This window comes from Pseudomonas sp., assembly GCF_049590575.1.
Classification (GTDB): Bacteria; Pseudomonadota; Gammaproteobacteria; order Pseudomonadales; family Pseudomonadaceae; genus Aquipseudomonas.
This window is the reverse complement of sequence record NZ_JBAWDE010000372.1, coordinates 22294-42046: the sequence shown is the minus strand read 5'-3', so window position 1 is coordinate 42046 and position 19753 is coordinate 22294. Positions and strand designations below refer to the sequence as shown.

Here is a 19753-nt window from a genome sequence, read left to right as displayed (position 1 = left end):
GGGGTCGCTGAAAGACTGCTTGTTGAGAATCATTCTCCTTATTCAACGATCCAACTGCCCGAAAACGAACGTCTTGGCCCCGATCCGAATTTTTTGGTTACGAGCTTATGCCCAAAGGTAAGGTTGCCCGGTCAGCAATAGTTCCCATCCGGGGCCTGTTCGAACCGATCAGGGCAGCGCCCGGCAGCCAGCTATTTAATGATCAGCCCACACTTGAAACGGGCTGAGGAAGGTATGAAGACTGAACGGGCCCCGCAATGGCGCTGGTTGCTGCGGGGCCAGGGGCGACGGCTGGGCCTGGCGGTGGCCATGGCGGTGTTGGCGGCAGCGGTGGAATTGCTGCCGTTTTTTCTGCTGGCCCATGGGGTCAACCGTGTGGTGCAGGGCGGGCCTAGGCTGGGTGGCGACCTGATGCAGCTGGCGGGCTGGGTGGCGCTGGCATTGCTCAGTAAATACCTGCTGTACACCCTGGCTTACTATTTGAGCCATGTCGCGGCGTATCGGGTGTTGCTCACTACCCGACGTGCGCTGGTGCGGCATTTGTCTTGGGCGCCGTTGCCGTGGCTGAGTCGCTGGTCCAGCGGCGAACTCAAGCAGCGGGTGATCCAGGACGTGGAGCGCATGGAGCAATTTATCGCCCATCACAGCGTCGAGTGCGTGGCCGCCGTGTTGAGCCCGATATGGGTATTGATCGCCCTGTGCTTTGTCGACTGGCGCTTGGCCCTGTGCGCGCTGCTGCCGGTGCCCCTGGCCCTGTGCGCCCAGGCCTGGATGATGCGCGGTCTCGGCGAGCGCCTGGCGCAGTACGCCGGCGCGGTGGATGATCTGGACGGCGCCACCCTCGAATTTTTACGCAGTGCACCGCTGATGAAAGCCTTCCGCCAGGATGTGCGCTCGTTCAAGCGCATGCGCGAAGCTCTGGCGCATTACCAGCATCTGATCGGTCGCATGATCCGTATTAGCGTGCCGGGTTGGTCGGTGTTCGTGGTGCTGCTGGGGGCCAATGTGGCGGTGCTGTTTCCCGCAGGGCTATGGCTTTACGGCATCGGGGAGCTGACCCAGGCGCAACTGGTACTGGTGCTGATACTCGGGACGGGCATGCTGCGCCCGTTGTTACGTGTGGCGCGGTTGAATTCGCAGATCCAGGAGATTATCGGCGGTGTGCGGCGGTTTGCACCGTTGCTGGTTTGGCCGCAGCCCTCGCAAGGGCATGAGCAACCTGTGGCCGCGCACCTGGGCGTGACCTTCGAGGATGTTTCGTTCAACTATCAACAGCAGCCGATTGTGCGGCATATCGATCTGGTGTTGCCCGCCGGGCAGATGACTGCCCTGGTCGGCCCGTCCGGTAGCGGCAAAAGCACCCTGGCCTGGTTGCTTGGGGGCCTGCTCGATGCTGACTGTGGTCGCGTGTTGCTGGATGGCAAACCGTTATCGGCCTTCAGTGACGCCGCACGGGCGGCCGCAGTGGGTGTGGTCTCCCAGGACGCATTTATTTTCCAGGGCAGCCTGCTCGATAACCTGCGAATCGGCCGTGCCGACGCCACGCCGGGGCAGATCGCCACGGCCTTGCGCGTGGCCCAGGCCGAGGACTTTATACGCGCGTTGCCCCAGGGCCTCGACACGCAGATGGATGAGCGTGGAGGGCGCCTGTCAGGGGGCGAGCGACAACGTATCGGCCTGGCCCGGGCATTGCTCGCCGAGACCCCGGTGTTGGTGCTGGACGAGGCGACGGCGTTTGCCGACAGCCGTACCGAACGCCGCTTTTATCAGGCGCTGCGCGATACCTGGCCGGACAAGACCTTGTTGGTGATTGCACATCGCCTGACCAGTATCAGCGAGGCCGAACAGATCGTGTTGCTGGAGCACGGAGTGATCCGTGACCGCGGCACCCACGCACAATTGTTGGTGCGCAGCAGCGCGTATGCCACGCAATGGCAGCATCAATTCGACAGCGAAGACTGGACCATCCGCGACGGGAGTGCGCTGCATGCAAGGGTTGATTGAAGGGCTGCGTCAGGTCATCAGGCTTGCCGATACTCGTTCGCCGCGGTTGTGGTGGGGCTTGGGCTTGCGTGTGTTGGAGCGGGCCTGTGCGATTGCGCCATTGTTCCTTGGTTTTGCTTGGCTGGCCGGTGGTACGGGGCTGTCGTTGGGATGGTTGGGGCTGGGGTTGTTCGGGCTGCTGGGGTTGCAACTGGTGTGTTCCCACTACGGCCAGATGAACAGTTTTCTCGGTGGCTACGAGGTGATGCACGGCTATCGGCGCCATCTGCTGGATCATGTGGCGCGCCTACCCTTGGGGGCGCTGCGTCAGGAGCGCATCGGCCAGCTTGGCGAGCGCCTGACCGAAGACGTCAAGCGCATTGAAAACCTGTTTACCCACGTGCTGGGTGAATTGCTCGCGGCACTGAGCGTGCCGTTGCTGTTTATGTTGGTGCTGGTGTGGGTGGACTGGCGTCTGGCCCTGGCGTTGCTGGTGAGCTTGCCCGTGGGCTTTGCGGTGTTGAACCGGCTGAGCGGGTTTTTCCTCGCGGCGGGGCGACGCAAGCAACACAGCTTCAGGCAGGCGGCGGGCTTACTGGTGGAGTTTATTGCCGGCTTGCGTACCCTGCGTTTGTACAACCGTGCCGAGCAGTGGCGTGGGCGGCTGGATGCGCAGTTCGGTGAGATCGAACGGCACAGCTTGGGGGTGGAAGTATGGGGTGGCAGTGCGATCCAGCTGTATCGCCTGTGCGTGGACATGAGCTTGGTGCTGCTATTACTGACGGCGGGCCTGTTGGCCAACGCAGGCCAGTTAGAGGTGCTGGTGTGGCTGTTGTTTGCGTTGGTCACGCCGCGCCTGCTCGACCCCTTGTTGGACGTTGCGGCGTATCTGAGCGAGCTGCGTGGACTGGCTCAGGGGCAGTCGCGGCTGCAGGAGATCTTGCTGATGCCGCCGGTTGAGGAACCTCGGCACGCGGCGGTGGTGGAGGGGCATGGCGTGCGCTTTTACAACGTGGGTTTGCGTTATCCCGAGCAGCCGGGATGGGCGTTGCAGGGCCTGGACTTCAGTGTCGAGCCCGGCCAGATGCTGGCGATTGTCGGGCCGTCGGGCGCCGGTAAAAGTAGCCTGTTGCATGTGCTGGCGCGCTTCTACGACCCGCAGCAGGGGCGCATCGAGCTGGGCGGCGTGGACTTGCGGCAGATGCGTTTGGAGCAACTATATGGCGCTTGCAGCTTTGTGTTCCAGGACGTGCAACTGTTCGACGCCAGCGTGTTGGATAACGTGCGCCTGGGCAAGCACGACGCCACCCTGGCGCAGGTACAGCACGCCTGTGTGCAGGCTGGTTGCGATGGGTTTATCCAGCGCCTGCCCGCGGGGTATGACACCCCGATTGGCGAGAATGGTCAGCGCCTGTCCGGGGGCGAGCGCCAGCGCTTGTCCATCGCCCGGGCTTTGCTCAAGGACGCGCCGATTCTGTTGCTGGATGAAGCCACTGCGTCGGTCGACCCCTTGGCCCAGTATGAGATTCAGCGCGCTTTGTCGCGCCTGGCCCAGGGCCGCACGCTGATCATGGTCGCGCACCGTTTGCGCACGGTACGGCATGCGGATGTGATTTTGGTACTGGATCGGGGGCGTATCGTCGAGCGCGGCCGCCACGCCGCATTGCTCGCGCACGGCGGGTTGTATGCCGAGCTGTGGCGGCAGCAGGCCGGTTAAACCTTACTCCAATGCCCCGCGCCGGGCATCGCGCGGCAGCACGCCGTATTGTTTGCGAAACGCCACGCTGAAGTGACTGATATTGCTGTAGCCGAGTATGGAAGCGGTATCGGTTACCCCGTGTTGCTGCAACAGCTGGCGCGCCTTGCCCATGCGTTCACGCTGGAACAACGCGTAGATGCTCACATCAAACATCGCCTTGAAACCGCGCTTGAGCTTGAGCTGGTTGAGGCCGGTTTCCCGCGCCAGTTGCTCGATGGTCGGCGGTGAACTGAGGTCCATCAGCAGGCGATCGCGGGCGGCCAGCAGTTGTTTCTGTTCGCGCCGGCAAATCTGTTCGCTCTGGTCCTGGGGGTTGAAGGCTTTCAAGTGCCAGGCCAGGAACTCCAGGCTGGCCGAATGCACCAGCAGCGCCGAGGCCGAATCATCCCCCAGTAGGCGTTCCAGGCGCAGGGCCGCATCCTGGATGCGCTGGTTGCCATGGGTGGTGTGCAGGCAGAAATTGCCTTCCATGCGGTCGCCCAGGCGCTGGTAATCATCGCCGGCCAGTTCGCCCAGGCGCTCAGGGGTTATGCGCAGCTCAAGATTGCGGTGGGCCGGGGCGAATTCCAGTTCGAAACGTTCGGAAGGAGCGAAGCTGGTCATCAACTGGCCTTTGCCCAGGTGCAGGCCCTTGCGGCCGACGCGGATGTCGATATCGCCATTGAGCATGCAACTGAAATGCAGGTGGGGGTTGTCGTCGATGGTGCTGATACGCACTGACTGGCTGGCGTCGAAGGTCACGAGGGACACTTCCAGGCCAGGCTGGAGCACTTGGGTACGCACATGGCAACCCGGTGGGCCGGCGTGGGGGGCTGCTTTGTCAAAAAAGGTTGAAGCGCGAAGCTGGTACATGGTCGTCCTCGCAGGCAACTGCCCAGGCAGGCCTGGCAGGGGGCAGACGGCTCGTAAGTATCCCTGATTCCGGCGGCGGCTTGCGCCACCGCATTGCCCGGAAATCCCTGCGAGCATTCAAGATGGTCGGCAGGTTATTACTAATAGTTCTCATTTGCAATGGTTGTCACTTTACTCCTCAGAACTCCATGCCTACCCGCACACCCAGGGTGCGCGGCTGACCGGCGATGACCATGCCGTTGGACATGGCGCGGGTGAAGTAGGTGGTGTCGCCCAGGTTCTTGCCGAACAGGCCGACGCTCCACTGGTTGATGCGGTAGTCGATGTTTGCATCCCACAAGGTGTACGAGCCCTGGGAGAGGGTCGCGTTCGGGTACAGGTAGGATTGGCCCTGGCGGGTCAGGCCGGTGCCGACGGTGATGTGGTCGGTGGCGGCCCAGTCCATCGACACCCCGTAGCTGTGCTTGGGCGTGCTGGGGAACTGCTTGCCGGAATAATCCACCGCCCCCCGGGTGTAGTCGTCGAATTGTGCTTCGAACAGGCTGGCATAGGCGTTGGCCTGCACCGACTCCAGCGGCCGAACCGTGGCGGTCAGTTCCAGCCCTTTGTTGTGGGACTTGCCGGCGTTGCTGGTGGAGGTCTGGCCGCCGCCGTCCTCGACAATCACCTGCTGGTCACGCAGACGGGTGTAGAACACGTTGGTGCCGACTTCCCAGACCTTGCTCGGTGCACGGTAGCGATAGCCCAGCTCGGCGTAGTTGCCGTACTCGGGGTTATAGGCGTCGCCGGCCGTGCTAGCGCTGGTGGAGTAGGTGTTAAAGCCCGATGCCTTGTAGCCGCGTGCCAATACCAGGTAGCTGAAATGCTGCTCGTTGGGGCTGTATTCCAGGCTGAAACGCGGCAGAACCACGGTCTCGCTGACCTTGCGGTCGTTGAACGATTCTAGGCTGGAGAAGCTGGCATCTGGCACACCGTCGCCATTGCTGTCGAACATGCCCGCCTGGGTGCTGCTCCAGTCCATGCTGCGACGGTTGTGCTCTACCCGCAGGCCGACGGCTGCACGCCACTCTGGCTGGAAGCGCCAGCCGAGTTCGCCGAAGGTGGCCACGGTGTCGCCCTCGACTTTGGCCTTGGTGTCGCTCAGGAAAAACGGGCTGAGATCGAACGTGTAGGGCGCGTCACGGCGTACATGGGAGAGGAAGCCGCCCACCAGCCAGTCAATGTTGCCATTCTGGCCATTGAGCCGTGCTTCGCCGGTGTATTGGCGGGTCTTCATGTCGTAGCCAGCGGTACCGCCAAAGATCGATTTGGGTAGCCAGTAATCCCACTCTGTCTGGTTGGCGCCGACGTTGACCACCAGCTGTGTGTCATCGGCGAAACGCTTGCGGTATTCGCCGGTGAACAGCGTGTATTCGGTGTTGTTAGTGCCGGCGTCGGTGGCGTTGGACTGATACTTCTTCGCCAAATCGCGGGGGGCAAAGTAGTCGTTATCGCCGTGGGTATTCATGTGGTGCAGGCCGAAGCGCCACTCGCCGCCATCGTCATCCAGATGCAATAACTTGATGCGCCCGAAACCACTGTCCCAACCTGCGGTGTCGTGGCGCCCGAGGGTGGAGTTGGCGATCATGCCGTCGTTCTTTTCACCGCCAACAGACACGCGTACGGCGGTGTTTTCCGTTAATGGCAGGTTGCCGGTGACTTCGGCGCGTTGCTGGTTATTCGTGCCATATTCGAGCTTGACCTTGCCGCCGGCGATGAACTCCGGGTCGCGGGTGCGCAGGGCGACCAGGCCGCCCATGCTGTTTTGCCCATACAGGGTATTTTGAGGGCCACGCAGGATTTCGAGCTGGTCGATGTCATACAGTTGGCCGAGCACCAGGGCATTCATCGGCACGCCGTCGATGTACACGCTGTTGCTGATGCTGTCGCCTTCGTCGTCAGAAAACCCCAATCCGCGAATGGTCAGCGACGGCGTGTGCCGGGTGAAAGTGCTGAAGTAAAGGTTGGGCTGGCGCTGGGCCACGTCACCGAGGGTATCGAGGTGGCTGTCTTCAATCTTTTGGCCCTTGACCACGCTGACGCTGTTGGCGGTCTTGAACTGCGGAGTGTCCTGTTTGGTGGCAGTGATCACCGTGGCATCCAGCTCTTCCAGGTTGACGTCGGCGGCCATTGCCGGTTGCAGCAAGGGTAGGGCGCAGGATAACAACAGGGCATAACGTACAGCTTGGCAAAGGGGAGAACGTTCCATGGGGTTCACGCCTGAATGAGAATGACGCAAATGATACCGGTTCTCATTTTGTGCACTACCCGATTCGGGTTCTAAAACACCCGAATACAGTGCAACGTTGCTAGCCTTTTGCCTTTAGCTGAGTGGCGACAGGGCAGCTTGCCGATGTGGGGATGCACCGAAAACATTAGCCTCAGCGTCCATGGAAAAAGTTGGGGCGCAGGAGGGCTTTGTAAAAGCCTTTAAGGCTCGCCGAAAAAATGATGACTGGGGGCTAGAGCAGTAGTTTCAGGCAAAACTACGGGAACGAGCTTCCAGCCACCGACCACCTCGCCCAGCTTTACAGGGTAGGTCCGCGCTCGACTACGGTCACAAGAAGGCAAAAATCGTCTGGGTCTCCAGAAAACCAGTTAGACGCCCAGTCCAAACGGTACTTGGGTGAGTACGCTGCTTGGATTGCCATCGTTAAATCCAATAAATCGCTTTAGAAAAGCTGTTTCACGGGGCTGGTTTCTGCTTCCGGTGAAGATTTTCGGCTGGGCGAGCTGATAAACGGTCAGGAATGGACAGTTTTCAGTAGTAGGCTGTTACTCCTGTCTCAACCATGAAAACGCTCAGAAGAGGGCGAGACCATGTCGACTCAGAATCCTATTCATAATTCACGTGCCCATCGCTGGGCGTATGCCGGTGGCATATCGGTAAAGCGTCGTTATCGAAAATTGAAAGCGTTTGAGTCCCTCTTGGCTGAGCGTGCGGTGACGGCAGGTATACCTGCGGGTAACTTACTCGTTCGCGGGAGCTTTCTGATTGCCAAACTGGCACTGATCGGAGGTTTGCTCTTTGTCAGTGCTTGTCTGGTTACTTTCATTGTGATGATGCTGGCTTTCATCACTTTGCTATGGTTCAGGGCTTTTGTTGGTGCCGATCATGAAGAGAAAAATCCAGGGCCAGATTACTTAGGCGCTGACCTCTACATCGGTGACTTCGACGACAATGGGCATTATATAGGCGACAGCAAGTCATCTAATTGAGCGCTTAGCAGCACCCAATATTTGATCCGTACCTTTGCTCGCTGCGTCACTTGCTGCTTTGCTACCGTTCGCCAACATGCCTTGAATCCCACTGCCGACTGAATATCCTGCCCAGCTCATGGCCCCTAGAAACAGCATTGGTAGCACGATGAACATCGCCCCCATCACATACTCGATCACCTGCGCGGTAACAGTCCCATCCATAAACCCGGATGTGGGCAGCGATAACAGCACTTGGTTGGACGCCGAGACCTGGTTGTACAAGGTATCTAGCATGCTGGAGTCGACCCAACGAGCCAGTTCCCACCAGAAGCTCAGCATGTGTAAGGTAAATAGCGCGAACGTCACCGTCATGACGGTCTTCAGCTGGTAGGTACTGACCAGCAGGATCAGCGGCAAGCTGATGATGACGCCCATGATCAGGAAGGCCTGCACCATGGGCAGGGCAGCGCGTAGCGCATTCATCGCCGGGAAGTTGCTGAAGGAGCCGAGGGCCAACCCGGTATTGGTGGCCAGGTTATTGAGCCCCTGATTGATCGAGCCGCCTCGGGCACTGGAGCCATAGTCCTGGTACACCTGTCCGGGCGACATGGACATCGATTGCTGGCGCGGGCTGACCAACTCACGCAGGGTGGCATCCTCGATCTCGTTGTTCGAACGGCCAGTCAACCAACCTTTCAGTTGTGTCAGCAGCGAGGGATCGACCTGCTGGATCAAGCGGTCGCGCAACCCAACACCGCTATCACTCCACCACTGCTTGCAGGTGGGGTAGCCCGCGCCGTTCTCTAGCTGCGGCAAGGAGACATCGCGGCTTTCGTTATACGGCCAACTGACTCGCGGTGTGCGTGAACGATCCGTGTCGTAGTAGCCGGGCGTGTCGAGAAAATAGCTTGAACCAATCCACGCTGCGTCGTGACTTTGTGCCTTGTCCAACTGCGGGCGGTTGGTGAACAGCCGAGAACGGGAATAGCCATAGCAGTCGCGGGTGAAGTCGGCGACTTCCTGCAGCAGTACCTGGCTATCGATGCGCGAACTGTCGATCTCCATGCGCATCTGCCGGATATCCGCTGCGCAAGGGATGGAGGCGGTGGCCGCCGCGGTCACACCTTTGCTCAAGGCATGCACCAGAAACCACCAGATCGGTACGTTGGCGGAGCGTTCGCCGATCGTATTGAAGGTCGCCCCCCAGGCGGTTTCCGTCGGTTGGGCCACACTCACGCCGCAGCGCTGACTCGCCGCATCATCGAACGCCATCGAGGCGAGGCTCAACGGAAAGACCGGCGCGCAACCGAACAATACGACGATGTAGGCCAGCCACAACCGGTTCTCGATCCGCGGCACCGAGAGCAGTCCCTTGTTGCCTTCATCCGCGCCTTGCTGACGGGCTGACAGCCATTCCTGGAGGATGATCGCGCCGAAGGGCGCGGCAAATAGCCCGGTGTCGGACAGGACGCTCCAGAGGCCGTTATTGATGATCCAGGCCAGCAGAGAGAGGTAAAATTCCAGGTAGCTGTTGGTGCTCAGGAGCATGGTGGTGACCTCACAGTCGGGTGAGTTCGACGCAGGTAAAGAGCACGAGCCCTAATGCTCCGATGCGTTTCACGCGCAGTCGATCCTGTGGTCGATGTCGGTAGCGCCGAAGCAGATCCCACCAGAGCGCAAAGAGGGCGGCGTAGAGCAGGGCGCGCCACCCCCGCAGATAAGGTCGTGCGGATTCGAGTGCCTGCTGCCAGACCTCGAAATTACCCAGCGCAGTTCGGCCGATCCAGGCGACCAGTGCGGCGGTCAGGATCGTCACCGCGGCAATCCCCAGACCTGAAAGCAGACTGAATAGCGGTGAGCGTTTCATGGCTCATTTGCGCCTGGCGTCAGCATCATTGAGTCGGCCGGGCTCGGGGTCGCCTTGCTCGACGGTACGCGATGCGTCGGCACCACCGGCATGCCGGTCGAGTACCAGGCTGGCGGTGTTGGTGGCCAGCATCTGCCGGACCTGCAGTTCGGTCTGCAGCAGGCGTATTTCGCGCTCCAGGGTGTCGATGTTTTTCGTCAAGGCGCTCTGTGCCGGCTCGGCGGAGGCGATGTTCGGTTCGTGACTGCCCGCCAGCAGGGTGCGCAGTAGCAGCAACGCTTTGTCGAGCACACTGGACAAGGCCGTCTCACTGGCCAAGCGCCGCGCCAACAGGTCCTGATCGGGGTCGTCACGCAGGGCTTCGACCACACCACGGGTCACCGGCAGCATCGGGCTGGAGGCTTTCGCCAGGTTGTCAGGGGTAGGCGGCAGAGAGCCAGACAACAGCCCTTGCAGGGCCTTGAGGCGCTCGTTATAGGCCTCCTGGATCAGCGGCGTCAGTCCGCTGCCAGCGGTCGCACGCAGAGTTTCGCAGCTGTCGCAGGTCGCGACTTCGCTCTCGCCCAGTACGCGGACGGCCCACTCGGATTCCTCCTGGGGCGAAGCCCAGGTCTGGCAAATAGCCCCACCCAGACAATCACTGCTACTGATCGAGGCGCTGTCATCCACCGAACGGTTATGCAGCAGGTTATAGCCCGCGCGCACCACGTCGGCGGTCACCCGAATGGGCGTCTGTCCGTTACCTCCGGCCTTCGAACCGCCGACCCAGGACACCCCATTGTTGCCGTTATGGGCCTCGGTGTTTTTCACCGCTGCCACCGCATCACCGCCGGTTTGTTCTAGATTGCCCTGCATCTCCTGGTTTTTGGCCAGCGCACCCCAGCCGGCTTGACCGACCTTATCCGCCATCTTTTCGGCCATGGCCTGGCAGGTCAGCTTGGAGCGGTCGAAGTCGATGCGACCCTGCATAACGCCGTTACTCAGCAACTCATAGAGACCGGGATTGGCGCGCTGGATGATCAACGCTGGCAGCGACATCACCGCTTGGGTCGCGTTCTGCACAACGCTGCCCATGATCTGCTGGAAACCTTCGGTGACGCCGTTCAACTGGTTTTGCAGGGTGTTGGTGAGGCTCATGTTTCCGCACATCATGTTCGCTCGCCAGGACCCGCCGACACCGAGGCCGCTGGGTCGATAGAGCGAGCTCGGTGAGCCCGTTGCCGAGCCGCCACCGATGGTGTACATCACTCGGTCGTCGAGTACTTCGCCTTGAGTACCCAGGCGGTAATCGCCCTCGGCGGCGTGGGTAGGCGTGGCCATGGCGAGCAGTCCGCAGAGCAACGGGCTCATCACGCCCAACCATGATCGCGCGCAAAGCCGACTCATGACGCACCGCCTTCGAAGTCGATACTGAACAGAAAGGTCTGCCCCTCACGTTTGCAGCAGCTATAGGGACGCCACAGCGACCAGGCGTAGCCGCCATCCGCGCTCTGTACCGGATCGCTGGGGAAGATGGCACACGTGGGCTGAACCTGAGGGAAGAGCAATTGCCATTTGTGGGTCGACGCGTCGTTTTCAACGATCGGGCCAGGCGGCCAGTAGCCGTCGCGTTTGGCTGGAGTCAGTGGTACGTACACATGCGGCTGCCAATTGCGGGTAATCACATCGCCGGCCCGTTGCGCCATGACGGCGGCCGCCTTGAAGTCGTCGGGCTGTACCAGAAAGCCCTGCCGGGGATAAACGTTGCCCCACATGTTTCCCGAAGCCTGACGACCAATTTCACGGAGCCCCGGCATGAGCGACTCGGGGTAAAGACTTTCTGGGATGCCATGGCGCCAGGCCAGTGAGTCCAGGGTACTCAGGTAGTAGGGCGTGAACGCAATAGCGCCGCTGGCGCAGGCATAGCCGGATTGCGAAGCCAATTGCGTGGCGGCCCAACCTCCCGGGTGGCCGATGCCATCAACGTTTTTGAAGCGAGGCAAATTGTCGCGTTGGGTGTTCGGCGTGATCAGGTTGCCGCCCCCCTCCGCACCGCTGATGGGCGCGGAGAGGGTGGCCATCTCGGTCCAGGGGTTATTGCCCGTGATGGCATAGCTCGAGACCACGAGTTCAGGAATGAAATGACGAACCTTGGTCGAGGTTTTGACTGTGCAGCCGAAGGGCGTGCAGAGCAGCCAAAAACAAATGCCGACGACCCTGTAGGCGAGACAGTTTGGCGAAAGCACGGAGGACGTGATACTGGCGGTGTCCAGCGCCACGCTTGGGCCGCACGCCAGCAAGATGCTCAGCGCCAGGGGCCGTAGCTTTGTGGGCGAGATTGACGAGCAGGCAACAGGCATGATCCAGGCTCTCGGTATATGGCCTGGGCAGGTTCGGTTAGGGACTGAAGACTGTCAGTGGAAATTATGAAGGCAGATCTATCGGGTTTGTGAGACGTAAGACTATTATTTGACGTGAAGGGCGCTGCGCAGGATATCGGGTTCTACAAGTAACTGATCTGTAGTAATTTCGAGAGTATTGGCTAGCTTGCATAGGACCAACAGCGACGGATTGCCCGTGCATCGCTCGATTTGACTAACGTACGTGCGATCCACCTCGGCCATGAGCGCGAGTTGCTCTTGGGTAAGGTTTTTCACGCGTCGCATCAAGCGGATGTTTTCCGCCAGCTGCAGACGAAGCTGTTCGTAGTCTTGAGTCATGCGCGCAAATTGCGCCTTGAGGGACTCTCAATCCACGGGATATAGTCTACATTTGCATTGATCTAGGCCATTTGATGCTCATGCCTGTTATCGAGCGTTCATTTGGCGTGGTTAAGCTTTTCGAAGTTGGCCTCAACGTCTAACAATAAATCAGAAATCTAGGGTGGGTATGGACGAAAACTACATTTCAATTCCTGCGGCGGACGGTTATCCAAGCCTTCTGACACCCTGGGGCAACGAATTTGCGCCAATGATCGAACGTGGCGTGCAATGCGCTCAGGCTTGGCTTGATACGCCCGGCGAGATTCCGCTGTGGTGGGAGCTGGCGCAAACACGCAAGACTCTTCCGGTCGGTGACTGCCAAGATGCTTTTGAAGCCGGATTTCTGTTGAGAATTCAACAGCGGCTGCGGGGCGCATCGCAATAATCTATCTTTCGCTCTAGAGCGCGATGCTCGAATAGATTTCGGGCTCTATTCCTCGCGCTCTATCGATCCGTTCAGCTACCCGATACGCCGCTTCCAGTTCAGAGCAGCCGTTCTCCTGCATCAGTGTCCAGCGCTCGGCTTTTTCCTCGGGTTCCGTCATGGCCAGGGCGAGGTAAAGACTGGGCGGAACGGCTCGAAACAGCGTCTCGAGCTTTTTCGACAGCACGACTCCTTCGGTGTATTTGCCGGGTTCCTTGCTGGCCGACAGCAACAGGGCTTTTTGCGCCGGTGTGAGCTTCTTGAAGCGAGCGATCTCTTCGATTTCCGCCGGCGGCATGTTCAAACAAATCCACCACTCGATCATGTTGAGCATGGTTTGTGCGGCAGTGGGAAAGTCGGCAAGGTTCTGCGTCGCCAACCAGAACCAGGCACCGAGTTTGCGCCACATCTTCGTGCCCTTGACCACGAACGGCGCCAGCAGCGGGTTTTTGGTGATGATATGGCCCTCGTCGGTGACCATGATGATAGGTCGGCCCAGGTACTGGTCGCGCTCGGCAAGGTTGTTCACGGTGTTCATCAGGCTGATGTAGCTGATGGACATTTGTGCCTCGTAACCTTCGCGAGCGTAAGTGGCCAGGTCGACAATGGTCACATCGCTCTCGGGCCAAGGCGTGCCCTCGCGATCGAACAGTTCACCCTCGAAACCCTGGCAAAACAGGTCGATGGACTCGCCCATTTCCTGGGCACGCTCACGACGCTTCTCCGGTAAGTGCGGGTCAGCGGCGACGCGCAGCAAGGCGTCGCGCACGTCGCGAGTCAGCACCTGGCGGCCCGCCGTGACGCAGGTCTGCGCCGCATCCAGGATGCACTCGCGGATCAGGCTGCGGTCGGCTCGACTCAGGCGCGCCTCTTCCTTGGCCTCGCCGCCGGTGATCATCAGGCGGGCGGTGATTTCCAGTTCGCCGAGAACATCGCGCTGGTCTTTGCGACTGGTTACCACCTCATCGTCCAGCTCATCGATAGACAGACTCGCTACCTGATCCGGCTGCTCGACCAGGCGCCAAGCGTCGGCGAACGGTGCGAGGCTGACCGAGGCGCCAGGTTTCAATTGGACCTTGTTGACCGACAGGCCCTGTGTCGCGAAGTAGTCGCCCTGCAAGCCGAATGAGTTGCCGGCCTCGATGATAAACAGGCGAGGGCGGTACACGGCCATGACCTGCATCAGTAGGGTGACCAGAGTGGCCGACTTTCCGGCGCCGGTGGGGCCGAACAACAGCAGATGACCATTCATGGCTCGGTCCAGGCGTGATAACGGATCAAAACTCAACGGCGAACCACCACGGTTGAACAGGGTGATACCTGGGTGGCCAGTGCCGGTGCTGCGGCCCCACACCGGAATCAGGTTCGCCAGGTGCTGGGCAAACATCAGGCGGGTGTACCAGTTGCGCGTGTCGCGGGCCGGGTTGTAAGCCATCGGTAACCAACGCAGGTAACTGTTGCAGGCGCCGACTTCATCGCCTTCGCGTACCGGTTGTAGGCCCGCACCCAGTAGTGCGTTAGCCAGGCTGACCGAGTTCTGGTGCAATTGCTGTTCATCGTGACCGCGCACGTAGAACGCCAGGGTGCCGTGGTACAGCTTGTGCTGGCGACCGATGATCGCACGAGCCTCTTCAACATCTTGGCGGGTCTGGCTCGAGGCTAGGTTTTCACCGATGGCTTTGCGGGCAAGGCGGTTCAACTGATCCTCAAGTACATCCTGCGGTTTGACCACCAACGTCAGACTCATCACCGTGCCTTCGGGTAACTGGTCGAACAGGGCATTCACTGCGTCGCCCTTGCGGGTTTCTCCGGTGAGTTGACCAATCGACGGTGCCCGCCGCAGTTTGTCCACCACCATGACCCGGTGGGGCTGATCGTCAAAAAACCAGAGTCCGCGCTGCACATCCGAACGCGGTTCGTTGAAGAACAGCCGCTCGGCGAAGTCATGATCGAAGGGCAGTTCCAGCGACTCGCCGTCGCCCGACTCCGGATAGGTCACACGGCGGTAGAACTCCTCGGGTGCTTCATCAGTGAGCCTGGGGGCCGGATTGAACCAGGGCAATAACCAGGCATACAGACCTCGGCCATCGACTCGCGTTGAGTGCACCCCGCACGTCTGCAACGAAGCACGGATACGTTCGCAAGCCTGATGCAGGGATTGCACCGGGGTGACTCCTATCTCCTCAACGTCAGACTCAAGCCAGCGATAGACCACCAGGCGCACCCGTCGGTTATTGCCACGCCAGGGCAGGCGTGTCACCACCTTATCCTCAAACAGACCACCGGGCTTGGCGATGGCCTTCAGATGACGGCGGCTGAGCTCCAAATACGCCTCGGTGAAGACGGTCCCTTGCGCGCTGTCCTGAATATAGCCAGTGAGCCGGGTCAGGTAGGGGGTGAAGTCGTTGTCATCCTGGCAGAAAAACTGCGCCACCCAAGGCGCTTGATCCAGCTCGTCAAAGCTGTCCTGCAGGGCATCCTCGAGGGCATCGCGGGCGGCCATCAACCAATCGGGTTCGCGCCCTTCGGTGCCAATGGGCAGTAACTCGAACACCGCACCCACCGAGCGATTGTCATCGAGCAAAAAACACTGTTCGGCGTCGAGGTATTCGACCCAAGGCAGATGATCGGTGAGGCTGGGGTTGTGAGCGTAGAGTGCCGCTTCATCGGCCAAGGTGGCGCGAGGGCGCAATGGGTTGCGCAAGGCTTTCCACGTGGCAGTGCGGTAGCCCGCATCGCCGGTACGCACTACAAGTCTTCCTGACGTTCACCCGGCAATGCGTACTGCACACGTTGGTAGAACGGAAAGACGGTCGAGTAGCCCGGGACCGGTGCCTGCTCGGTACCACTCAGATGCGGATACACGTACAGCACCAGATCGGGATTGGGCAGGCGAGGGAACAAATTGTGGATCTCGTTCGCCGCGGTGCGCGTGTACGGTTCCTGGAGAGCAACGGCGAAATCTGCTTGAACCAACGGGCGGCGTAACTGCTGCCGAGCATCCAGCAGTTGTTGCTGAGTGCCTTGCGAACCGGCGTCGTTCCAGATGTCCAGCATGGTGTGCTCGCCATGGGGCAGCAGCGTCTCCTTGTCGGTGGTACACCCCGCCAGAACCCCGCAGAGCACGCTAATCCAGGTCAGGCAGAGAAGCATGGTCTTTTTCATGGCGAACGCTCCGGCCCTTGGGCTCGTAGTCGATGGTGATCTCATGGTCGAGGTGCAGGGCGACCTGTGCTGCCGGTGGCACGTACACGGCAGCAAAGGCTTCGCCATACAGCTTGTTGACCCACTCGCGGATGTCGCTGACCCCACCACTGAGAATGGAGTTAAGTGCACTGTTGCCATTGCTGCTGGTGACGCCGAGCGTACTGCCGCCCGAACTGATCGTGCTGCTGTTGTTCTGCTCATCGCCGAGCAAGGCAGCGACACCCGCGCCGGCCGCCGTGATCAGGCTCTGGCTACCGAGGTACTGCTGGGCGTTCGAGCGACGCTCGCCGGCAATGCAAGGAATGCCATACGGATCGGAGAGGTAACCGAGTCCGCCGCGGATCTTGTCAGTGTTTGAGCTTTGGGTGGCCGAGGCATTGCGGCTGGCGACCGCCTTCGGCTGAGGCACCGTGCGGATGGTGCCATCGGTAAACACAAAGGTGATTGACTCGACCTGTCCGCGCACGCACGACAGGGTCCAGTCACCGGACGCCGTGCCGCTCATCACAGCACCCGCGACGTCCGGCAGGTCGATGCCATTAGCGGTCAGGTTCTCGGGGCCAACCAACACCTTGAAGGGGTAGGGATCATTCACGGTGCCGTCCACCGGGACTCGGCCAATCAGCGCAGTCATGGCGACCGAGCCCATCAGCGTGGCGTTTTCGGGGATCGTGTAGACCGGCTTCGCGCCTTCGGTACGATCAACGGATCGCGTCAGGTCGCGCTCACCCTTGGTAACTGCACGTAGCTGTTTCTGGCTGCGATCAATCGCGTTGTCTTTCAAGCCTTCCAGAGAGTTGAAAGCGGTAGGCAGGCTCAGTGCGGAGGAAGTCGTGGTCTTGCCGCTGGCGTCGGTGGACGGAGCATCCGAGGGTTCAATCCACTGCAGTGCATCATTGGTAGAGTGGCGCCCTTCGAACTGAGCGCCGTCGCCCGGCTCAAGCCCCAATCCGATCGGCATGTCCTTGCCTTTGCCGGTCAGCCCCGACAGCTGGTCCTGCAATTGCGTCAGCAGACCGCGAGCCTGACGACCGTCTTGTTCGGCTTTGAGCCGGGCCTCGTTGGCTTGTCGGCGGCCTTCGTCGACCTGCTGGGTCACACTGCCAAGCGCGGTCTGGATACGCGAATCGACACTGTTTTCCCGCTCGCGTAGGCGGTTGTTTTCCGTCTGCAGTGAGTCATTGTGTTTCTTCAAACCGAGCATGTCGCTGCGCATGGCCTTCACCTGGCCGACCAGGGTGGCGACCGTGTCGCGTGGGGTATCGCCCGCAATGCCGAGCGACTTGGCTTGCTCGGCGGATAATTGAATATTGCCCTGATCAACTGGGTGCTCCGGAGAAGGTGTGCTGCCACCCGGGACCCAGGTTTTCAGGTTGATCAGCACCACGCCCAGCAGCGCAGCCGGTACCAGCCATTTGAGCAAGGCGTTAGCTTTCATCGTCAGCACCTCGCGCAACGGGCGGGAGCAGCACCGCTTGTTCGAGGCCGGCACCGCGAGTGACGAGATAGGCGATCGTAGTGTCTTCGGCACTGCCGACCGGCCCGAGGAAAGCATGCTGGAAGGCCGCGGCGAACAGCTTGGCCTGAAGCCGACGCGGATCGAGTTGCACCGTCGCTGGACCACGATTGCGCAACTTCACCGCCGTCACCCTGTAATCACCGAGTCGCCAGGCGGCGATGGGCGTGCTGGACACGTTTTCGCTCGGCAGCAAGGTCGGCAGTTCGCTGCGCAGCTTGAGCGGTACGCGGCTTACGCCGGGTAGGGATTCTACGGTGCGCAGCGACGCGTACAGGCTCTGTGCGGCATAGCGGGTCAACGCGACCGGGATCGGCGTACGTTCTTGAACAGGGGCGGTGCTCGATTCAGTCTCGGCAGCCTGCACCGGAGCATGCTTGAGAATACGCACCGGCTCCAGCGGTTGATCGCCGGGCGTGGTCGCGATATCCAGCAGGATGATCTCACCCGTCGCGACCGATTGCAGTTGCAGTCGGGTCGGGGCAATGGCTTCCGACGCGCGCAGGTACAGCGTGCCGCCGGTGGATTGTACGCGCAGCTTGCCCGTCAAGGTTGAGGGCACGCCGACGCGAACAGCCTCATCGACAAATACCACTCGCTCCTGATTGATCACCAGCGGGACCGCGAGAGGGAGGCGTTCCCAATGCATCAGCTCGACGGCCTGTGCCGCGACTCCCCACAGCGTTAGTGCGACGGTGAGTCCCAGGGTCGACATCCGCTTCATGGTTCACCTCCAGGCAGGAAGATTTTTTGCGGAGTGCCCTGGTAGCAGTCCAGAGCCAGCCCCCACTTGTTGCGCTCGGGATCCAGGTCAAAACGCACCACGCGCAATGGATAGCGCACCACCACCCGTTTTACCGGTTCGGCGGCGTAATACTCATCGGCGTTGAGGTCGAGCGTGACCAGCCAGCTGTCGCGGTCGAGTTGCTTGACCCTGAGTTCCGGATCTTCGCTGTAACCTCGGCCCAGAATTTCGTAGACGCCACGCACCCGCTGGCGCAGTTCGCCGGCGGCCTTGCGGTACTCGTAGTCGCCATCGAGGAAGGCCTTGCACGCGGGTGTCAGATAGGACTGCAAGCCATAGATAGCGCGGCGATAATCCTGCTCGCCATCTGAGGGCCAGCGATTGAGCTGGCCAAAGATGTAGAGGGCAAAGGCATAGACATTTTCTGAGGGGATATCCCACCATTTGCGCGTGCTACCCGAACGCAGATCCGGGGGGACATGCACGGTCAGATCGGTCGGCGCCGAGCGCCAGCCATACCAGAGTCCGGCACAGATCAGAGCCAGAATCACCACTGCCAGGCGCAGGCTGAAGATATGGGCCTGCTGGGCATCCACCTTGTTCCGAAACCGGCTCATCGCTGCCACCGGGACAGGGCAGGGCGCAACCGACGCGAACGACGGACCGTCCAGGCGCCAGAGTGCAGGATTAAACGCTCGCGACTCAGGCGCCAACGGCTGGCCAGTACCCATTCGAGTTTGCGGTACAACCAGGTCTCGGGGCGGGCCCGTTTGGCCCGACGCAGTAGCGTGCCACCGGCCAATAGCACCACGGCCATGCCTGCGATCATGCTGGTCGGTGCCACGGCAATGGAGGCGGTGGCGATCGCCAGAGGAACGCCCAACAGCAGGCCAATGAGGGCGCCGGTGCCGAGTGCTACCCACATTTCATCATTGGTCAAACCGCGCAATACAGCGGGATCACGATTGAGTCGCTCCGGCAGAAAGACCAGAGTGCCGTCAGCAAGGCGTTCGATAGCGTTGTTCATGCCAACCTCACAGAATCGCGGCAGCCTTGGTCAGGAACCAGATGATGATCACCACCAACAGAGCACCGATACCGACCACCGCACCCAAGTCTTTCCAGGTCTTGCGTTGGTTCTGCACATCGGCATACACGGTCAGCGAATGCCAGGCCACCCCTAAAAAAGCGAGCAGGGCGATCAGCAGACCGAGCAGGATGCCGCCGTCGTAGGCGTAGTTTTTAATCGTCTCGATCAACCCGGAACCTTCACCACGTGAAGGTGCTTCCATGGTCGGTAGCTCGGCAAAAGCCAGGCTTGGGCCGAGTACCAGTAGCAGACCGATCAAGCTCTGGCTCGCACGATCACGCAGGTTGTTTTTCAGGGGGACAAGGCACTTGAGCATGACGGCGATCTCC

The 19753-nt window shown here is 60.6% G+C and carries 18 protein-coding genes; 4 read left to right on the top strand and 14 right to left on the bottom strand.

All coding sequences use genetic code 11. From position 1 onward, the window contains the following. Positions 1-234: 234 nt before the first annotated feature. Both WBR57_RS25740 and WBR57_RS25735 read left to right on the top strand, forming a co-directional pair. Positions 235-2004: an ABC transporter ATP-binding protein gene (locus tag WBR57_RS25740; RefSeq protein WP_122540622.1), complete on the top strand. Its 1770-nt coding sequence runs from the start codon at positions 235-237 to the stop codon at positions 2002-2004. Further along, positions 1988-3700, top strand: a complete 1713-nt coding sequence (locus tag WBR57_RS25735) for an ABC transporter ATP-binding protein (protein ID WP_122540623.1) — start codon at positions 1988-1990, stop codon at positions 3698-3700. The genes WBR57_RS25740 and WBR57_RS25735 overlap by 17 nt, the downstream gene beginning before the upstream one ends. A gap of 3 nt (positions 3701-3703) precedes the next feature. Here WBR57_RS25735 and WBR57_RS25730 read toward each other — a convergent pair whose 3' ends face one another. Next, the gene (locus WBR57_RS25730; RefSeq protein ID WP_122540624.1) at positions 3704-4594 is read right to left on the bottom strand and encodes an AraC family transcriptional regulator; all 891 of its coding nucleotides are present in this window, start codon (positions 4592-4594) and stop codon (positions 3704-3706) included. Between the two features lie 178 nt (positions 4595-4772). Beyond that, positions 4773-6842 (bottom strand): TonB-dependent receptor, encoded by a 2070-nt coding sequence (locus WBR57_RS25725; RefSeq protein WP_154950133.1) that lies wholly within the window; start codon positions 6840-6842, stop codon positions 4773-4775. Between the two features lie 611 nt (positions 6843-7453). Between WBR57_RS25725 and WBR57_RS25720 the strand changes: the two genes are divergently transcribed. Then, positions 7454-7852: a DUF3742 domain-containing protein gene (locus tag WBR57_RS25720; RefSeq protein WP_122540626.1), complete on the top strand. Its 399-nt coding sequence runs from the start codon at positions 7454-7456 to the stop codon at positions 7850-7852. Here WBR57_RS25720 and WBR57_RS25715 read toward each other — a convergent pair. The 5 genes from WBR57_RS25715 to WBR57_RS25695 all read right to left on the bottom strand — a co-directional run bounded on the left by WBR57_RS25715 (position 7841) and on the right by WBR57_RS25695 (position 12400). After that, the gene (locus WBR57_RS25715; protein WP_122540627.1) at positions 7841-9382 is read right to left on the bottom strand and encodes a conjugal transfer protein TraG N-terminal domain-containing protein; all 1542 of its coding nucleotides are present in this window, start codon (positions 9380-9382) and stop codon (positions 7841-7843) included. The genes WBR57_RS25720 and WBR57_RS25715 overlap by 12 nt on opposite strands. A gap of 10 nt (positions 9383-9392) precedes the next feature. Then, positions 9393-9701, bottom strand: coding sequence for a hypothetical protein (locus WBR57_RS25710; RefSeq protein ID WP_054092839.1), 309 nt, complete (start codon positions 9699-9701; stop codon positions 9393-9395). Positions 9702-9704: 3 nt separating this feature from the next. Further along, complete coding sequence (locus WBR57_RS25705) at positions 9705-11087, bottom strand: integrating conjugative element protein (protein ID WP_054092838.1); 1383 nt, start codon at positions 11085-11087, stop codon at positions 9705-9707. Beyond that, complete coding sequence (locus WBR57_RS25700) at positions 11084-12040, bottom strand: TIGR03756 family integrating conjugative element protein (protein ID WP_154950132.1); 957 nt, start codon at positions 12038-12040, stop codon at positions 11084-11086. Before WBR57_RS25700 ends, WBR57_RS25705 begins: the two co-directional genes overlap by 4 nt. 105 nt (positions 12041-12145) lie before the next feature. Next, complete coding sequence (locus WBR57_RS25695) at positions 12146-12400, bottom strand: helix-turn-helix domain-containing protein (RefSeq protein ID WP_122543110.1); 255 nt, start codon at positions 12398-12400, stop codon at positions 12146-12148. A gap of 169 nt (positions 12401-12569) precedes the next feature. On the opposite strand from WBR57_RS25695, the gene WBR57_RS25690 reads away from it, so the two are divergent. Next, entirely contained in the window at positions 12570-12827 is a 258-nt protein-coding gene (locus WBR57_RS25690) for a LasR-specific antiactivator QslA (protein WP_122543108.1), read from the top strand. A 13-nt stretch (positions 12828-12840) separates the two neighbouring features. Here WBR57_RS25690 and WBR57_RS25685 read toward each other — a convergent pair whose 3' ends face one another. Genes WBR57_RS25685 through WBR57_RS25655 form a run of 7 tightly spaced genes read right to left on the bottom strand, consistent with a single transcriptional unit; the run spans position 12841 to position 19740 of the window. Continuing rightward, entirely contained in the window at positions 12841-15615 is a 2775-nt protein-coding gene (locus tag WBR57_RS25685; protein ID WP_122543106.1) for a conjugative transfer ATPase, read from the bottom strand. Further along, positions 15615-16031 (bottom strand): TIGR03751 family conjugal transfer lipoprotein, encoded by a 417-nt coding sequence (locus WBR57_RS25680; RefSeq protein ID WP_122543104.1) that lies wholly within the window; start codon positions 16029-16031, stop codon positions 15615-15617. The genes WBR57_RS25685 and WBR57_RS25680 overlap by 1 nt, the downstream gene beginning before the upstream one ends. After that, positions 15994-17511 (bottom strand): TIGR03752 family integrating conjugative element protein, encoded by a 1518-nt coding sequence (locus tag WBR57_RS25675; protein WP_122543102.1) that lies wholly within the window; start codon positions 17509-17511, stop codon positions 15994-15996. The genes WBR57_RS25680 and WBR57_RS25675 overlap by 38 nt, the downstream gene beginning before the upstream one ends. Continuing rightward, positions 17501-18313 (bottom strand): TIGR03749 family integrating conjugative element protein, encoded by an 813-nt coding sequence (locus WBR57_RS25670; RefSeq protein WP_122543101.1) that lies wholly within the window; start codon positions 18311-18313, stop codon positions 17501-17503. The genes WBR57_RS25675 and WBR57_RS25670 overlap by 11 nt, the downstream gene beginning before the upstream one ends. Beyond that, the gene (locus tag WBR57_RS25665; RefSeq protein WP_122543099.1) at positions 18310-18951 is read right to left on the bottom strand and encodes a PFL_4703 family integrating conjugative element protein; all 642 of its coding nucleotides are present in this window, start codon (positions 18949-18951) and stop codon (positions 18310-18312) included. The genes WBR57_RS25670 and WBR57_RS25665 overlap by 4 nt, the downstream gene beginning before the upstream one ends. Further along, positions 18948-19361, bottom strand: coding sequence for a TIGR03750 family conjugal transfer protein (locus tag WBR57_RS25660; protein WP_122543097.1), 414 nt, complete (start codon positions 19359-19361; stop codon positions 18948-18950). The genes WBR57_RS25665 and WBR57_RS25660 overlap by 4 nt, the downstream gene beginning before the upstream one ends. 7 nt (positions 19362-19368) lie before the next feature. Further along, the gene (locus WBR57_RS25655; RefSeq protein ID WP_122543095.1) at positions 19369-19740 is read right to left on the bottom strand and encodes a TIGR03745 family integrating conjugative element membrane protein; all 372 of its coding nucleotides are present in this window, start codon (positions 19738-19740) and stop codon (positions 19369-19371) included. Between the last annotated feature and the right edge of the window lie 13 nt (positions 19741-19753).

What these genes read in the sequence shown, in the direction of transcription:
- WBR57_RS25740 (WP_122540622.1), top strand. Translation starts at nt 235, where the DNA reads ATGAAGACTGAACGGGCCCCGCAATGGCGCTGGTTGCTGCGGGGCCAG.
- WBR57_RS25735 (WP_122540623.1), top strand. Translation starts at nt 1,988, where the DNA reads ATGCAAGGGTTGATTGAAGGGCTGCGTCAGGTCATCAGGCTTGCCGAT.
- WBR57_RS25730 (WP_122540624.1), bottom strand. Translation starts at nt 4,594, where the DNA reads ATGTACCAGCTTCGCGCTTCAACCTTTTTTGACAAAGCAGCCCCCCAC.
- WBR57_RS25725 (WP_154950133.1), bottom strand. Translation starts at nt 6,842, where the DNA reads ATGGAACGTTCTCCCCTTTGCCAAGCTGTACGTTATGCCCTGTTGTTA.
- WBR57_RS25720 (WP_122540626.1), top strand. Translation starts at nt 7,454, where the DNA reads ATGTCGACTCAGAATCCTATTCATAATTCACGTGCCCATCGCTGGGCG.
- WBR57_RS25715 (WP_122540627.1), bottom strand. Translation starts at nt 9,382, where the DNA reads ATGCTCCTGAGCACCAACAGCTACCTGGAATTTTACCTCTCTCTGCTG.
- WBR57_RS25710 (WP_054092839.1), bottom strand. Translation starts at nt 9,701, where the DNA reads ATGAAACGCTCACCGCTATTCAGTCTGCTTTCAGGTCTGGGGATTGCC.
- WBR57_RS25705 (WP_054092838.1), bottom strand. Translation starts at nt 11,087, where the DNA reads ATGAGTCGGCTTTGCGCGCGATCATGGTTGGGCGTGATGAGCCCGTTG.
- WBR57_RS25700 (WP_154950132.1), bottom strand. Translation starts at nt 12,040, where the DNA reads ATGCCTGTTGCCTGCTCGTCAATCTCGCCCACAAAGCTACGGCCCCTG.
- WBR57_RS25695 (WP_122543110.1), bottom strand. Translation starts at nt 12,400, where the DNA reads ATGACTCAAGACTACGAACAGCTTCGTCTGCAGCTGGCGGAAAACATC.
- WBR57_RS25690 (WP_122543108.1), top strand. Translation starts at nt 12,570, where the DNA reads ATGGACGAAAACTACATTTCAATTCCTGCGGCGGACGGTTATCCAAGC.
- WBR57_RS25680 (WP_122543104.1), bottom strand. Translation starts at nt 16,031, where the DNA reads ATGAAAAAGACCATGCTTCTCTGCCTGACCTGGATTAGCGTGCTCTGC.
- WBR57_RS25675 (WP_122543102.1), bottom strand. Translation starts at nt 17,511, where the DNA reads ATGAAAGCTAACGCCTTGCTCAAATGGCTGGTACCGGCTGCGCTGCTG.
- WBR57_RS25670 (WP_122543101.1), bottom strand. Translation starts at nt 18,313, where the DNA reads ATGAAGCGGATGTCGACCCTGGGACTCACCGTCGCACTAACGCTGTGG.
- WBR57_RS25665 (WP_122543099.1), bottom strand. Translation starts at nt 18,951, where the DNA reads ATGAGCCGGTTTCGGAACAAGGTGGATGCCCAGCAGGCCCATATCTTC.
- WBR57_RS25660 (WP_122543097.1), bottom strand. Translation starts at nt 19,361, where the DNA reads ATGAACAACGCTATCGAACGCCTTGCTGACGGCACTCTGGTCTTTCTG.
- WBR57_RS25655 (WP_122543095.1), bottom strand. Translation starts at nt 19,740, where the DNA reads ATGCTCAAGTGCCTTGTCCCCCTGAAAAACAACCTGCGTGATCGTGCG.